Source organism: Rhizobium sp. P28RR-XV (assembly GCF_012641385.1).
In the GTDB taxonomy this organism is placed as follows: domain Bacteria; phylum Pseudomonadota; class Alphaproteobacteria; order Rhizobiales; family Rhizobiaceae; genus Rhizobium.
This window is the reverse complement of the sequence record NZ_JABAIG010000007.1, coordinates 159,026-173,506: the sequence shown is the minus strand read 5'-3', so window position 1 is coordinate 173,506 and position 14,481 is coordinate 159,026. Positions and strand designations below refer to the sequence as shown.

17 protein-coding genes and 1 pseudogene are annotated in these 14,481 nt (G+C 57.3%); 10 read left to right on the top strand and 8 right to left on the bottom strand.

Annotation, left to right across the window (positions count from 1 at the left end):
- Positions 1 to 6 precede the first annotated feature (6 nt).
- A pseudogene (locus HGP12_RS16500) lies at positions 7 to 394 on the top strand (AcrB/AcrD/AcrF family protein); the annotation flags it as partial.
- 66 nt (positions 395 to 460) lie between these two features.
- Positions 461 to 733 carry a hypothetical protein gene (locus tag HGP12_RS16495; RefSeq protein ID WP_168879171.1) on the top strand — a complete coding sequence of 91 codons (273 nt, stop codon included), beginning with the start codon at positions 461 to 463 and terminating at the stop codon, positions 731 to 733.
- A gap of 55 nt (positions 734 to 788) precedes the next feature.
- Here the strand turns inward: HGP12_RS16495 and HGP12_RS16490 are convergent, their stop codons facing one another.
- Positions 789 to 1,709: a LysR substrate-binding domain-containing protein gene (locus HGP12_RS16490; protein ID WP_168879301.1), complete on the bottom strand. Its 921-nt coding sequence runs from the start codon at positions 1,707 to 1,709 to the stop codon at positions 789 to 791.
- 97 nt (positions 1,710 to 1,806) lie between these two features.
- Here HGP12_RS16490 and HGP12_RS16485 point away from each other — a divergent pair, with 97 nt between their 5' ends.
- Genes HGP12_RS16485 through HGP12_RS16475 form a run of 3 tightly spaced genes read left to right on the top strand, consistent with a single transcriptional unit; the run spans position 1,807 to position 3,811 of the window.
- Positions 1,807 to 2,598, top strand: coding sequence for an SDR family NAD(P)-dependent oxidoreductase (locus tag HGP12_RS16485; protein ID WP_168879300.1), 792 nt, complete (start codon positions 1,807 to 1,809; stop codon positions 2,596 to 2,598).
- A 13-nt stretch (positions 2,599 to 2,611) separates the two neighbouring features.
- On the top strand, positions 2,612 to 2,914 hold the full coding sequence (locus HGP12_RS16480; RefSeq protein ID WP_168879299.1) for a putative quinol monooxygenase: 303 nt from the start codon (positions 2,612 to 2,614) through the stop codon (positions 2,912 to 2,914).
- Between the two features lie 54 nt (positions 2,915 to 2,968).
- Complete coding sequence (locus tag HGP12_RS16475) at positions 2,969 to 3,811, top strand: type 1 glutamine amidotransferase domain-containing protein (protein WP_168879298.1); 843 nt, start codon at positions 2,969 to 2,971, stop codon at positions 3,809 to 3,811.
- A 307-nt stretch (positions 3,812 to 4,118) separates the two neighbouring features.
- On the opposite strand, the gene HGP12_RS16470 is transcribed toward HGP12_RS16475, so the two are convergent.
- Complete coding sequence (locus HGP12_RS16470; RefSeq protein WP_168879297.1) at positions 4,119 to 4,376, bottom strand: hypothetical protein; 258 nt, start codon at positions 4,374 to 4,376, stop codon at positions 4,119 to 4,121.
- 233 nt (positions 4,377 to 4,609) lie between these two features.
- Between HGP12_RS16470 and HGP12_RS16465 the strand changes: the two genes are divergently transcribed.
- The 3 genes from HGP12_RS16465 (at position 4,610) to HGP12_RS16455 (ending at position 5,771) form a co-directional block, all read left to right on the top strand.
- Positions 4,610 to 4,756, top strand: a complete 147-nt coding sequence (locus HGP12_RS16465; RefSeq protein ID WP_168879296.1) for a hypothetical protein — start codon at positions 4,610 to 4,612, stop codon at positions 4,754 to 4,756.
- Between the two features lie 14 nt (positions 4,757 to 4,770).
- Positions 4,771 to 5,361 (top strand): BA14K family protein, encoded by a 591-nt coding sequence (locus HGP12_RS16460; RefSeq protein ID WP_168879295.1) that lies wholly within the window; start codon positions 4,771 to 4,773, stop codon positions 5,359 to 5,361.
- A 110-nt stretch (positions 5,362 to 5,471) separates the two neighbouring features.
- Positions 5,472 to 5,771 (top strand): hypothetical protein, encoded by a 300-nt coding sequence (locus HGP12_RS16455; protein WP_168879294.1) that lies wholly within the window; start codon positions 5,472 to 5,474, stop codon positions 5,769 to 5,771.
- Between the two features lie 308 nt (positions 5,772 to 6,079).
- On the opposite strand, the gene HGP12_RS16450 is transcribed toward HGP12_RS16455, so the two are convergent.
- Positions 6,080 to 6,688, bottom strand: coding sequence for a J domain-containing protein (locus tag HGP12_RS16450; protein ID WP_168879293.1), 609 nt, complete (start codon positions 6,686 to 6,688; stop codon positions 6,080 to 6,082).
- 360 nt (positions 6,689 to 7,048) lie between these two features.
- Here HGP12_RS16450 and HGP12_RS16445 point away from each other — a divergent pair, with 360 nt between their 5' ends.
- Entirely contained in the window at positions 7,049 to 7,489 is a 441-nt protein-coding gene (locus HGP12_RS16445; RefSeq protein ID WP_168879292.1) for a hypothetical protein, read from the top strand.
- A gap of 188 nt (positions 7,490 to 7,677) precedes the next feature.
- On the opposite strand, the gene HGP12_RS16440 is transcribed toward HGP12_RS16445, so the two are convergent.
- A complete protein-coding gene (locus HGP12_RS16440; RefSeq protein WP_168879291.1) occupies positions 7,678 to 9,834 on the bottom strand; it encodes a bifunctional diguanylate cyclase/phosphodiesterase in 2,157 nt (718 codons plus the stop codon).
- 296 nt (positions 9,835 to 10,130) lie between these two features.
- On the opposite strand from HGP12_RS16440, the gene HGP12_RS16435 reads away from it, so the two are divergent.
- Positions 10,131 to 10,766: a DUF1684 domain-containing protein gene (locus HGP12_RS16435; protein ID WP_168879290.1), complete on the top strand. Its 636-nt coding sequence runs from the start codon at positions 10,131 to 10,133 to the stop codon at positions 10,764 to 10,766.
- 215 nt (positions 10,767 to 10,981) lie between these two features.
- Here HGP12_RS16435 and HGP12_RS16430 read toward each other — a convergent pair whose 3' ends face one another.
- Genes HGP12_RS16430 through HGP12_RS16415 form a run of 4 tightly spaced genes read right to left on the bottom strand, consistent with a single transcriptional unit; the run spans position 10,982 to position 14,452 of the window.
- Positions 10,982 to 11,860 (bottom strand): HlyD family secretion protein, encoded by an 879-nt coding sequence (locus tag HGP12_RS16430; RefSeq protein WP_168879289.1) that lies wholly within the window; start codon positions 11,858 to 11,860, stop codon positions 10,982 to 10,984.
- On the bottom strand, positions 11,857 to 12,066 hold the full coding sequence (locus tag HGP12_RS34110) for a DUF1656 domain-containing protein (RefSeq protein ID WP_168879288.1): 210 nt from the start codon (positions 12,064 to 12,066) through the stop codon (positions 11,857 to 11,859). Before HGP12_RS34110 ends, HGP12_RS16430 begins: the two co-directional genes overlap by 4 nt.
- Positions 12,063 to 14,093: an FUSC family protein gene (locus tag HGP12_RS16420; protein ID WP_168879287.1), complete on the bottom strand. Its 2,031-nt coding sequence runs from the start codon at positions 14,091 to 14,093 to the stop codon at positions 12,063 to 12,065. The genes HGP12_RS34110 and HGP12_RS16420 overlap by 4 nt, the downstream gene beginning before the upstream one ends.
- Positions 14,090 to 14,452, bottom strand: a complete 363-nt coding sequence (locus HGP12_RS16415) for a hypothetical protein (RefSeq protein WP_168879286.1) — start codon at positions 14,450 to 14,452, stop codon at positions 14,090 to 14,092. Before HGP12_RS16415 ends, HGP12_RS16420 begins: the two co-directional genes overlap by 4 nt.
- Positions 14,453 to 14,481: the final 29 nt, after the last annotated feature.

The window sequence follows — 14,481 nt, the reverse complement described above, 5'->3', positions numbered from 1 at the left end:
CGCCATGTTGGTGGCCATGGTGAAGCCGGCGGCGTAATATCCGAGCCCCTGGCACGCAGCCAACCGGTTACCGGGTTCATCCTGCAGCTGCAGAGCTTCCAGCGGTTGTTCCTCGTGGTCGCGGTCGCGCCTCTTGTGCCAAGCGGCGCGCCGCATGGCTTCGTGGCTATCCTGGACAGCAATGGCCGAAGCCTCCGAGCACTGCATGCGGCCAATGATGTTGACCGCGGCCGCCGCGACCCCTGCGCTGCTCCCGATCGCTCGCGAGATTTTCTGGGGCCTGATGGCTTTCGCGATGATGGGGGGCATCATTGCGGGCACCGTGCTGACATTGCTCTTTCTGTCGGCGCTCTATGTTGCCTGGTTGAAGGAACCGAAACCGGCGGAAAATTGAGCTCGTTCGCGATCCATCGAGCTGTCCGCTGCCGCCGCTCAGCTGGTTTGAGGGGGCGCGCCCGAGTTGACCGATATGATCCGGCGATCGGACGATCGCTTCCTGCCTTGGCCACTTCACGCAGTTCCCGCCGAAGCGCACGAAGAGGGCATCGCCAACCGTCACAAAAGAGCCGCCCGATCACCGATGGGTTCGGGCCGCAATCTCCTGCCGGTTTTGCCCGATGTTACCGCCGAAGCGGCACGGCGGATGCGCGAAGGCGACCCGGAAAGTGCCAGGATGCATCTGCAAAGCATCCGGCGGGTGCTGCACCGGCAAGCGCCGGACTATCGAGACTGATCGGGTGAAGAAAGGTGAGGCATCCGGAAGCTCGCCTTTCTTCCGCCTCTCCGGGTCAGGACGTGCCATTCAGTAACGGTGAATCGCGCAATGTCTGGATCATATGTTCGATGAAGGCACGGACGCGGTGGGGCAGGGGGCCGCCGCCGACATAAATGGCATGGACCAGTTCCAGGTCGCCCGGATTGTAGTCTTCGAGCAACGGGATCAGCCTTCCCACCGCGATCTCGTCCGCCACATGAAACAGGCCCACCCGAGCGATGCCTGCGCCAGCCAACGCCATCTGCTTCATCGTCTCGCCGTTGTTCACAACGATCGTGCCTTTGACCGGCTGTGCGATATCCCGACCATCGCTGCGAAATGGCCATGACGGCCTTGCACGGCGGAAGTTGAATGTCAGGCAGTCGTGATGCTCAAGATCCGCCGGCGTTTCGGGCGTCCCCTTGCGCCTGAGGTAGGCCGGGGCGGCACAGACCACGCGCCGGCTCTGTCCAAGCTTGCGCGCGATGAGCCCGCTGTCGGGCAGGTTGCCCATGCGGATGGCGACGTCGGTTTTCTCCGCTACAAGGTCGATAATCCCGTCGGTGAAGGAGAGATCGACGACCAGACCCGGATTGCGCGCAGCGAATTCCGGAATCGCGGGAGCGACGAACATCGTGCCAAACGGTATGGTGGTATTGATCCGCAACCGCCCGCGGACCGCACCACCTGTCGCTTCCTCATCGGCATCGTTCAACTCCTGGAGAATCCGCAGCGCCGCATGGTGATAGGCCTCGCCTTCTTCGGTCAGCGTCAGGGCACGGGTCGTTCGCACAAGAAGGCGCGTGCCAAGCCTCATCTCCAGCCGCGCGATCAGCTTGCTGACCGCCGATGGGGTCAGGTCGAGGTTGCGGGCGGCGGCGGAGAAACCCCCATCCTGAACAACGCGGGCAAACACCTCCATCTCGCCGGAGCGTTCCATCAGGATGCGTGGCATTGATGATCCTCATTCACAGGTGCGTGTCTTTCGCAGGCAATAGTGCGAATTGAGCTTAAATCATAGGTTTCCTCCAGCAACAATCTGGAGAGACGATATGGATCTGCAACTCAAAGGAAAGACCGCCCTTGTAACCGGCGCGACCGCCGGCATTGGCCTGGAAATCGCCCGCACGCTCGCCACAGAAGGCGCGCGTGTAATCATCACGGGACGGGACCGCACCAAGCTCGACAGCGCGATTGCTGCCGTCAAAGCTTCGGGTGGATCTGAGATTACCGGCGTTCTGTCAGATGCCGCCACCGCCGAGGGTGCTGCGATTATCGCCAGCGTCGAGCCTTCGATCGACATCCTGGTCAACAATCTCGGCATCTACGAGAGCAAGGCGTTCGGCGACATCCCCGACACCGACTGGAGTCATCTGTTCGACGTCAACGTCATGAGTGGCGTGCGCCTGTCGCGGAACTATCTTCCCGGCATGCTGGATCGCAACTGGGGCCGCATCGTCTTCATCTCGAGCGAGTCAGGTCTCGCTATCCCTGAGGACATGATCCACTACGCGACGACGAAAACGGCGCAGCTCTCGGTTTCGCGCGGGCTGGCGCAAATGACCCGCGGCACCAATGTCACAGTCAATTCCGTGCTGCCTGGACCGACCCGCTCGGAAGGAATCGAGGCTTTCCTGCGCAGTCAGGCAACCGATCCGTCCGCACCAATCAACCAGATCGAGGCCGAGTTCTTCGCCACGGCCCGCTCGGCATCGATCCTCCAGCGCATGGTGGAGGCGGAGGAGGTGGCAAACCTCGTCGCCTATCTCGCCAGCCCCCGTTCATCCGCCACCAACGGCGCAGCCCTTCGTGCCGAAGGCGGCCTCGTCAACACCATTGCCTGAGAAAGCTTCTGCAATGTCAAACACACCATTGACCATCATCGCCATCACCACAGCAAAGCCCGGCAAGGAGGCAGCCCTTGGCGCCGCCCAGGAAAAGCTCGTCGCCGAGACCTTGGTCGAAGACGGCTGCCTTCGTTACGAACTGCATCAGTCGCTCGATGATGGGCGCATTCGCATCTTTGTCGAAAGATGGGCCAGCGAGGCCCAATGGCGTGCCCATATGCAGGGCGCGGCCATGCAGCGCTTTCAGGCGAGCGGCGTCGGGGAGTATTTCGCCGACTTCTCCCTGCACCGGCTGATCAAGGTCGCTGGCTGAGAAGCGTCCGCTTTTTCATTCCCACCAGATTTTCTCATATCATGAGCTAAAACGATGAAACTACTGCGCAGTCTCGCCGTCACTCTTGCATTCGGTGCGAGCACCTTAACCGCCCATGCCGGAAACGTGCTGATCGTCCTGTCCGATTCCGACCACCTCGACTTGAAGGACGGCAAGGTGTTCGAAACCGGGTTTTACCTCAATGAACTGATGCAGCCGGTGCAGGCGCTGCGCGATGCCGGCCATGAGGTAACCTTCGCCACGCCGAATGGAACCGCGCCTTCCGTTGACGTGACCTCCATCGACAAGATGTATTTCGGCGGTGACGAAGCGGCGATGAAGGCCAGCGAAGCGCAACTGACAGAACTGCAACTCACGTCGAGCGACACATCGCCGGTCATCAGCCTCGCACGGGTCGAGCAGATCGGCTACGACCATTTCGATGCGGTCTATGTGCCTGGCGGTCATGCTCCGATGCAGGATCTTCTGGTGAGTGCCGAACTCGGCAAATTGCTCACCCACTTCCATGAAAACGGCAAACCGACGGCCCTGGCCTGCCATGGTCCCATCGCGCTACTTTCGACGCTGCCGGACGCACAAGCGTTCGTGACGCAGTTCAAGACGAAAGGAACCGCACATCCGCAAACGAACTGGATCTATGCTGGCTACAGGTTCACAGTCTTCAGCAACCAGGAGGAAGAAATGGCCAAAGGCCTATTGGGTGGCGGTGAGATGAAGTTCTATCCCCAGGATGCACTCACCCAGGCGGGCGGCCAGTACAGTCAGGCAGACGCAGCTTTCTCTGTACACGTTGTGACAGATCGCGAACTGATTACAGGACAGAATCCCGCATCAGCTTCCCTCGTAGCCCAGGAGCTGTTGGTCCGGCTGAAGTAAAAATGGCTGTCGCGGCATCCGGCGGCGATTTCCCGAAAGTGCCTTGTTTTACGCGGCCCATCACTTCTGCTAAGGACATCTGGCGCCGGGGCGGCGTCCTTTCCCCCGTCACCGTTCAAACTCTGCGAAGGCCTGCCGCTCGCTCCTGCGGCCGGTCTTTCGTTTTCAGGTGATGATATACGGATCCAATATCTTATGTCGAACCCATTGGGACAGAGCAAAATCCCGCTTCATCGAAGACGCGCAAAACTCGACAGCGATCGTGCCGAACCTGCGTTACAGGACCTGATGGTCCTCCACACCTGCGCTACTGAGGCCACGAATCTTTGAGCATCGCGCAGACGATGTGCCGTTCGATCTCGGAACAGGTCTCCTCGCACTCCTGCACCAAATCTGAATTGAACGGCTGTCCCCGGAGCGCATCGCGCGTTTCGACTGCTACCTGGTAAGCCTCGAAAAGTTCGAGCTGCCAGCGATCGCGTGCTTCCATAATAAGCTTTCTTATTTGTGGCAATCGCATCGCGAGGCGTCTACGTCCGGCCTCCCGCCGGTTGGATCGCGCCATCTACGTCAATCTCCAGACCATGGTCGTGAGTATGAGGTTCCATTCGCAGATAGCGCTGCCATTGCAGATTGAAACGGGTCTCAGACCAAAGGCTGTGGACCTCAGACTGAAGTCCCTGTCGTGGAACGACCTGCCGCCCTGTTCGTTGGTTCGCCAACAATCGCGAAGCCTGCCTCCGAGAGAAGGCAGGGGAAGCGCTTCTGCACAACCCCATCAGAACGGGGACAAAGAACATGGTCTATTCAGCAGAAATATCCGTTAGCCTGGCCATGTTCCTGGTGGGCATTCTCGCGATCCCCGGCATTTTGGTCGCACTTCTCGCCGCCGGCAGCCGGCATACCGGTACCGCCGCCCCCGTCTTAGTTCCACAGGTCGTATAACAGGGGTCGAAAAAATGCACGCGCTCGCATCCGTTGCCTTCGGTGTCGTCAGCTCGATCGGACCCTGTGTCGCCGTTGCCTCTGTTGCGTCCCATGTTGTGGCGGATTCCGAACCTCATGTCTTTAAGGAGCTTGCAGCACACGACCTGTGGACGACGAAGCCGATGAAAGTCGATCCCATCCAGCAGCACTACGAACGCATTCCGCCGCGTTATTCCAGCTATGTCATCGACATGTCGTCGACCACATCAAAGGCGGCTGAGGATTCACCAGCACCTCAACGCCCTGCATCTCGGCCAGAGCTTTCGGACGAGCATCTTGCTTGGTGCGCGCAACGCTACCGCTCCTTCAATCCGACAACCAATACTTATCGATCTTATAGCGGCGAGATCCGACAATGCTCTTCGCCGTTCCAACAGATTATCGCTGAGGCAGATCAACATATCGGCATGCAGGAAAATGACGGGGCAGCAGCCTGGTGCGCCGCGCGCTACCAATCGTATCGACGCGAAGACAATTCTTATCAACCGTGGGAAGGGCTGCGGCGCACCTGCAGCCCTCCAGACACCCTTCCCGGCGCTGACCGTGTTGCGACCGGCAAGTGATCATCTGTGCCGTCGACGAAGTGGGCATAGCGGACCACATGGACTTGATTGGTTGGCGTTGGAAATGCCCTGGTTGCGATAGCTGGTTGACTTGAAAAGTGGAGATAGAGATGACGGCCGTGTTGATAACAGAAATCCAGCAAGCTCAGTTAAAGGGCTTGTTCTTGAGCAGGGCGGACCGAGGAGCACTTATTGTTCGCATCCTCATTGAGCTGAAGACGCAACGGGCACTACTCAGAAATGTGCCGGCCGATCGTCTCGTTTTGATGGATAGGCTCATCGCGCGCGCGTCCTCGATGATGCCCGAAATCGCTAACATGCAAGTTGCCGAGTTCAATCGTGTTCTAAGTGAGTTCGAAAAGCTTCTGGCGACGCTCGATGACATTTCGCATACCGCGACCCGGCATTAAACAGGTTCTATTTATCCAGTCACCTTGTTTTCTGATCGGACTGCCCGACGAATGCGTATGGACGGCGACCCGCCCGTCCTTTTCAAGGACAGGAGCGAGTTGATTCGGGACGATCACGCCCAGATACGGCTTCTAAAATCTCAATCGCCATTTGCCGCGCTTGCGATGGGATCCCTGAGTATTTTGACTGGTACATAAGTTTTGCTTGTATAGGATATGATGTAGAACATGGCTGTGATGGGGACCAATGCGTGAAGAAGCACCTCCATCGAGAGGACACCCTTCAAGGCATCCAGTACGTATCACACCTAACAGAAGCCATTTAGCTTTAGGATTTTATGGGCATCAATTGCCGCCAGAAGAGCTTCCTCGGCGGTGCGATCTCCATCGTTTGCGTCGGGATGGTACATCTTGAGTCTCTGCTTGTAACGGCTTCTGATTTCTTCCGGCGTCGCGTTCGACGGGAGACCGAGCGTCTCGAATGCTTTTGCTTCCAGCACTTTAAGTTTGCGGGATGGAAAGGCCGCTTTGGCTGCTTTGCTTTGTGCGGCGCTTTTTCGCGCATTGATCGTCTTTGCGGTCCCGGAGCGAATTGAGGAAGGAAGGGGAGTTCCAGAGGCGTGACTGACTCTAACGCCCCAGCTGGGGCGGCTGCCACTCGCCGCTTCCCTCTGATAGCGGGCCGTGACAGGGTTCGAAAGTTTCGTCACGTAGTTGTAGCCTTCGCTATATTCTTTCGCATGGTTACGACAGAACAGCAGGTATAGACCTTCAGCATCCGCTCCCACCGGCGCGCGATGGATGCCTTGTTTGTCGCATCCATCCCATTGGCATCTAGGGCCACTTGTGTCGCGATGTTCGGCCGGTTTGTTTCGCGTCGATCTCAGGCCGACGAAAATCTTCGAATCAGATGTCATCGGGTCTTATATGGCCAAGGTGGCAGACACGGCAAGATTGCCCGACGTAGGCGCCGAATCTTTGGAATATCATCCGAGTCCCGCAACAAGTGCTCTGCCGAGCGAATATTGACAGGGGCCAATGCCAATCCTGACAAGTAGCCTCGACCTATTCTTTCGAAGAACATCGTTTTCGCCGAAGCCTCGTCCGTCAGCAACTCAATCAACATCGGCAGTGCGACAAGTCGAAGCCCCGCCAGACTCCATAACCGCTGGTATTTTTCGAATTATGTGGATGTCGCACTTGCGGTCGTTATCCCGGATCGTCAAAATTGCAAACGAAGGACCCATGCTCCCGTCAGTATACAGCATAGGATATAAATGGCCCAACCAAAGAGCGTCGAAGAGGAATTGGATGAACGGCACGCGGCAGCTCGCGCGGCGTTCTTGAACAGAGATATCGCTGCTTACCAAGTCTTGTTTTCGCCCACCTTGGCCTACCAGCAGGTTGACGGTGTCGTGATCGACCGGCGCCAACTTATGCAAGATGTCGCTCTACAGTTTCGCCGCCGCTACAAAGCGCAATGGCAGTTCAGCCGCGAAGATCTAAACATAGACCTGGACGAGATCACCGAAACCCTCAATCAGGTCGTCACGTTGGAGGCGAGCGCCTTTGGACTTATTCATCGTACCTGGAAGCTCAATCGACGTGCTGCATATGCCTGGACCAAGCTCAGTGGAGTTTGGGCGATCGAACGAGTGCAGGTTTTCTCGGAGGAGATCAAGCATTTGGGTTGGCGGTTTGGAGTGAGGCGCATCTAGGGACTGGTGCTTCAATCTGATAGGCGGACTTTTTTGCGCTTTCGATAAGCCGTGAACTACCTCACCGAAGCCTGGCGATGATCTTGGTAACCCAATGACCTGCCGTATCTTTCTGCGCCAACAAGCGCCTTGACCACCAAATGGCTGGCCTCGTCGGCTTCCTTGATGGTCGCGGTAAAGGCTCCGATTTATTGGCTGGATTGGACGCTCACATATTCGATCAGCTGATCTTTTTGAAACAATCTTCGTGAAATTTCATCCGCTGAGGCTGGCTTGCCGACCATATATCCTTGAAGCTGATCGCATCCGGCGGCGCGCAATATCGCTGCTTGAGCGTCGGTTTCGATCCCTTCCGCAGTCACTGGAATTCCAAGGGCTGTGGCCAGGGAGATTGTTGCACGAAGAACATCTACCCCATTTCCCCCATCGTCCACACTGGATATCAGCGAGCGGTCAATCTTCATCCGGTCGAACCCAAACTGCCGCAATGCGCCAATGCTTGCATAACCACAGCCGAAATCGTCAAGCGCAAACCTGATTCCGATGCTCTTGAGTTGATTGATCGACCGCCGAGCTTGATCTGGATTGGTAATGAGAACGCCTTCGGTAATTTCCAATGTGAGACGGGCCGGATCGAACGCGAAGTCCTGCAGGACAGTGATCACTTGGGCGGCGAAATCCGGATTGCACAGTTGAATTGGCGACACGTTGACCGATAGCGTCAGGCCAATCCAGTTTTTCGCGCAAGCGATAGAGGTTCGCAGCATATGGATGCCAAGGGCGTCGATCAGGCCGGATTTTTCTGCAAGCGGGATGAATATTTCGGGGCTAATGCTTCCCGCCGGACTGCGCCAGCGGGCCAAAGCTTCGAGGCCGACGATCGCTCCCGTCGACGCGGACACCAGGGGCTGGAAGGCGGGTTCGATTGCGCCGCTGTTGATGGCATGTCTCAACATGCCCTCCATTTCGGCGATGCGCTGACGATCCTGATCGAGCCCGGAACTGTATCCGACCGCACGTCCCTTGCCGTTTTCTTTGGCGCGATAAAGCGCCATGTCGGCTCTGCGCAGAAGTTCAAGGGATGGTACATCTCCTGCACCGATTGCCGCTCCGATACTGGCGCCCGCCTCGATGGTCCGCCCATCGATCTTGAAGGGTTGCGCAAACAGCGCGAGAATGGATTTTTCGAGCTCGCCGAACGTGGCATGCCCAATCTGCAACAACGCGAATTCATCGCCACCAAGCCTCGCGGCGGCGAAAATTTCCGGATGGCAGCTCGGCAATGCCTGGGCGATAATGCGGATCAAATCGTCTCCGACGGCATGCCCCCAGGCATCGTTGACCGCTTTGAAGCCATCAAGATCAATCAGATAAAGCGACAGGGGCGCCTCAACCGATGCATTCATATCATCGAGCGCGTTAAGAAGCCCATGTCTGTTAAGGAAGCCGCTCAGACTATCATGGCCGGCCTCAAAGTGGGCGGTTTCAGCGAGGTGACGCAGCCGTCGCGCCTCGGACGTGCCGGCCAAGAGAACGCCGCCGAGGAAAAGAGCAAGAATGACGCCTGCCGTTGCGATATAAGGGGACACATTGGACAGGACGGTAGTCCCTGGCGCCTTGCTGGGCCAAACGAGAAATGCGATCGGCGTCCCATTAATATCTTTGATTGGCCAACTGAGGGAGCCTGGTTCGGCCGCGAGTGTCAGATGTAATCCTTCGAGCTCGTGTTCATTCGATAGTATGTCAAGGACGTCAGGCGTTAGATCCTTGGTGAAGCTCAACACGCTCAGCTTTGGAAGTGCGGTGCCGGGTGTATATGGCTGTATGGCCTGTGACGCCACGAGAGTAATGCCGTTTTCCGTCTTCATAAAATTCACGATCGGATCCTGGCTCGGGCCGGCGGCCGCTTCGATCTGCCGGTCGAAGGCATGGCCGAAAAGATCTCTCGGCTGGATCGGTTTGCCCTTGGCATAGGCAGAAAGCGTAGCACCGTCCGGGCCGATGACGATCGCGCCATCATACAGTGGATAATTCGCGCTGACCTTACCCCAGTTCGTATAGGCCCAGTCAACGGCAGTCTCGGCGCCGATGGCCTTGTAGGCATCGTCCCACACGGCGTTGTCTCTGATGGTAGCACTCAGCCGTGATGCAAATGCTGCAATTCCGGCTTCAGCAGCACGGGCGGCGCGAGCATCATCGATTTCGTTCATCGAGCGCGTCATGGTGGCGACAACATGCGCCACCAAGCTTGTTAGCAAAAGGGCAACAGCAAGGAAGCAGCCGGTTACGACAAATACGGAAGAGATCTGGGCGCGCACATGCCCAGCCGCGAATTTGAGCGACATGAGAAGTCCGGGATATGAATTGGGAAAGACCATGTCGGCGGGGACTGCAGAAGACATCATGTCCGCAAGGCGCTGCACCACATGTGTATCAGTTGATCATGTAGGCGCGATTAAAGGGCGTGGTTAAAAAAGCTCCTTCCGGGATTTCCACCTACCGATCCGGCTTCTCAGCGATGACTGGTATCTCCAAATTTGGCTTGACGAACTGACCAGCCGGACGATTTATCGCAAAAGGATATTGTCCTGGTTGTCCTGAAGAAACCGCGCGTTTCGATGAACGCGGCGTAATTTCCGACATGGGAGGAAATGATTTGAACGAGGCTCAACAGCTGTGGGAATGGCGCGAGAAGATCGCAAATCTCTACTACGAGGTACGTTCTAACCCGGACGCGGTTGCTGCCTGGGGGCTTTGGTGCGACACCCGTTCGACCCTGTTTCGCGACCATCCTCAGTCGCCGATTGAATCGGCGGACCGCAAGACGTTCGAAGGGCCGACTATATTTCCTTACGATCCCTCACTGCGTCTGACGGTGCAGCTCATTCCGGTAACGCCGGAACGGATAATCGTCGCAACAGGAGCGGATGGTGACCTGTCGATGCACGCGTTCGCCCGTACAGCGGGGCTGGAGGCTAGATTGAGCGGCGAATTGACCCTTTACTGGATTGAGGGGTACGGCGGTGGGGTGTTCCTGCCGTTTGCCGACGCGACCTCGGGGACCGAGACGTACGGTGGTGGCCGATATCTCCTCGACACCATCAAGGGAGCGGATCTCGGAGTTGTCCGTCCAGACGGCACACTGGTGCTCGATTTCAACTTCTCCTATTTTCCTTCGTGCGCCTATTCTTCCCGCTATGTCTGTCCATTAGCGCCATCGGGCAATCGACTGAAAGGCGCTGTGAGAGCCGGAGAACGGCTACCTATCTCGAAATGAGCCGTGGTGGAGTGGAGATGCAGTGATTGTGATGGAAACACATTACCTTGCAAATAGGATTCTATATATCCCCCGAGCGATATCTCGCGGATAGGATCCCAGACAGCCTTCGAGCGCCTTATTAGACATAGTCACAGCGCAAATACCTTCCACGGGACCGATGAGCCAATGCGAAGCCATCCCACTGAATTTATTCAGGGAAGCACCGTTGCATATCAATTGCGTCTCGGCTCCAGCCAAACGGTTGCAGTTCTCCCAGCAATCAACTTCACCGTATCCGGGACATCTTCGATTTCGATGCGAACTGGAATTCTTTGAGCCAGACGAACCCATGAGAATGTCGGCGCCACGCTTGCCAGCGAGCCTACAGTATCACTTCTCTCCCGGTCTTCAATTCCGGCGGCAATACCCGCGACGCGCCCGGTAACCGATTGCGGCTCGCCCATGATATCGATCTTCACTTGATCGCCGATGTGGATCCGTGGGAGTTTTGTTTCTTCAAAGTACCCCGCGATGTAGATGGCGTCGCTTTCTACCAGCACTCCGATCGCATTTCCGGCGGAAACATAGTTGCCGCGACGTAGAGAGAAGTTCGTGATTTTACCCGAGGCCGGTGCTTTTACGATTGTCCGGTCAAGGTTCAGCTTCGCCAGATCCCGGGCAACGAGCGCCGATTGATGGGCGGCGTCTGCCTGGTGCATCTGGCTCTCCGCATGCTGGCGCTCTTTGAGGCTGACTGCTTCTTTGGAGGCGAGCAGTTGGGATCTTTCGAAGTCAGTTCTTGCCAGCTCCGCTACAGCCTCGGTGCTTTGCACTTGCGCTTCTGCTTCGCGCACCGCCAGCTCGAAACGGTCTGCCTCTATCCGGAATAGGGGCATACCCTTCTCCACCCTTGCATTGTCCGACACCAGAACCTCCGTGACCGGGCCGGAGACGTCTGATGCCAGCCGGATGATATCCGCGCGGACATGAGCGTCGCGTGTCCATGGCGCTTCCATGTAAAAGGACCATAGGTGCCAGCTTAGAATTGCCGCGCATCCAACCATAGATAAGGTCAACAGAGCCTGCCCCGAGGTGATCGTGAGGTTTTTCATTTTTGCAACCAGTTGGTAGCGGCAGAAAGCCCGCCAAGGAGGGTGATGTAGAGTGCGAGGTTGAACAGGGAGCGATGCCACACCGCTTGATAAAAACCGAGCCTGGCGAGACCTGATGTGAGTAAGCGGAACAAACCGTATGCACTCAGGGCAAGTACCGAGAACCATGGCAGGAAGACACCGTAAAGGTCGAATTGTCCAATCACGCGGCGTTTTTCCTTGCAGGAGGTGTTATCGAAATCGGCGGATCGGCCTCCGGAGCGAGGCAGAGACGAAGAGCGGCAGCGTGCACCACAAGTTCCATGTCGGCGTCCGTTGCGGTCACGTCCGCAGTCGAATGGATAAGGTCGTCCAGCATTCCGAGGGCAGTTCTCAAGGCGTCGTCACGCCGAGCGGGCGCAAGCAGATACAAGACCTCCAGCCCTGAGAAGACTACTTCAGCCTTATAGCGAACAGGCATCGACGTTTCCGCAGCGCGCGCTCGCATCGCAGTTATATAAAGCCCCGCGCGCAAATCCCTTATGAGGTCGGCATCGGAGGCGTCGGAGGTCGCAGGAAGTCTCAACGCCCTGGCGGCAAACAGGCCGGCCACATCGATGACGTGATGGTGCGTCATATGCGCGTCGGCATGTCGCCCGGCCGCAATCCGGGCGACATGCTTCTGGGCCACGGAAAAAAGCCTCCTGGCATTTGTCTCCACTTTGACAGATCGAAAGATGCCGCAGACCGCGATCGTCCAAACCATCGCAAGAATGGTCGCGATCCCTGTGTTTGCAAACGTTAGGAAGTCGCTGCTCTGGCGTGTCTGGAGGCTGAGAAGAAGGGGAAAGTTTATGCACAGCCCCATGCCGATGATCGCGAGCGAAGGCACAGCGAGGCATATCCCGGCGGGGATCAGGAACAGCCCGAGGGTAGCGGCGAGCGGCACAAAGCCGTCGATCGTCGGAAGGATCGCGAAGCCGTAGACGAACGCTGCGACGGCAGAACCGATTGTGACGTGGACAAATTTGCGCATGGCTGGCACCGGATCGTCCATTGTCGCAAGAAGGCAACAAAGCACGCCCGAAATCTGAGCAAATGTCATTCCGTCGGCCCAGCCGCTTGCAATCCAGAAAAAGGTTGTCGTTGCGAGGCAGATCGCAACCGCCAGCGCCGATAGCAATGCCATGCCGATATCGCGGTGCGAGGTTGGCATATTCTCCGGAGCCGCGAAGCGACGAGCCGCTCTCGCTGTGTTCTCTTCCTTCAAGGCTTCCCGCAGAGAACGACACTCGCCAGAAACCCGAAGGATATCCCGCAGGTTCCGCTCAGCATTCGCAAGAAGAAGCTCTTCCCATGATTGAGGTGCTTCGCAAGAGGCGAGCGCATCAGTTTTGATCTTGAAGGTTTCGAACGAGCTCGTTGAACACGATCCCACCCCTGCAATCATTGATATAGCCTGCTCCGAGCCGGAGGTGTTGAGCTTGGTCAGTGCTCGTCGCAGATCCTCGAGTTCGCTCAGCAACGGAAGGAAGGAGACCATCCGGTGCTGCAGTGACCTCACCAGCGAAACGGCATGTCGATACCTCGATCCATCATATCGAAGATGGACCGTAAACGACCGTAGATCGGCCACCTCCGCCGCTAAACCGTGTCGTTCTGCTCTGCTTCGGGTTTCGTTCGCCTCCGCAGTTGCCGTTGCCGCGAGGAGCTTCTGCGCCCTTGCAATCCAGGCATCGATCCGCCCGAGAAGTACTGTCCCCACATGGACTGGAAGAACAACGTGGCTGATGATCGAGCCGCACAGGATCGCAAGCCCGATCTCCTCGACGCGGGAGACAACAGTGTCGAACGTGTTTGCTGGCGCCGTGACCAGTGGCAATCCCGCAAGAAGGACGGTGTAGCCGGCAAGAAGGGAAACATAGCTGCGCGGCGTACGATCGAGAAGGCTAAGGAAAGTGCATCCCGAAACCCATGCAATGATCGCTGCGGAAAGCAGGATAGGATCGTTCACAAGGTTCGGAACCAGAACGACGGTCGCGGCGCCACCGATCAGCGTCCCCAGCAGCCGATAGACCGATTTCGATGAGATCGCGCCCGAAAGGGGATGAGCAACGATGTAGACGGTTGCCACTGCCCAGAAGGGCCGCGACAGATCGAACCTTACTGCGATGTAATAGGCCAGCATAGCTGCGAAGAATGTCTTCAGTGAGAAGACGACGTTGTCCGCGGTGATAACCGCTCGGACGCTCACATGGCACCTGTCTGATGCGGGGCCGCCGGGGCGCCTCGCTTCTCGTCGGCAACGGTCAGTCCGTAGATCGCGGGCGGGACATAACAAAAGAACGGAGCTGCTAGGCAGGCGTATATGTAGGCTTGCAGCGGATCTTCGCCTGGAACGGCTGGAGGAACCGGCGCCTTGTCGCCAAAAACCCTGCGGACCTTCACGAGGAAGGCTTTCATCCCTCTTTTGCGCGGGTTGTGCCACTGCCACTGACGGGCGTACGTTCCAGGGGGCAACATGCGGGATTTGCGATAGCGGTTCTGCGGCAGTCTAATTGCCGTCGAGATGATATCAGACCACCATTGGGGCCTATGATTTTCAACTGACATCGCCGTTCTCCGAATATGATGCGGTAACC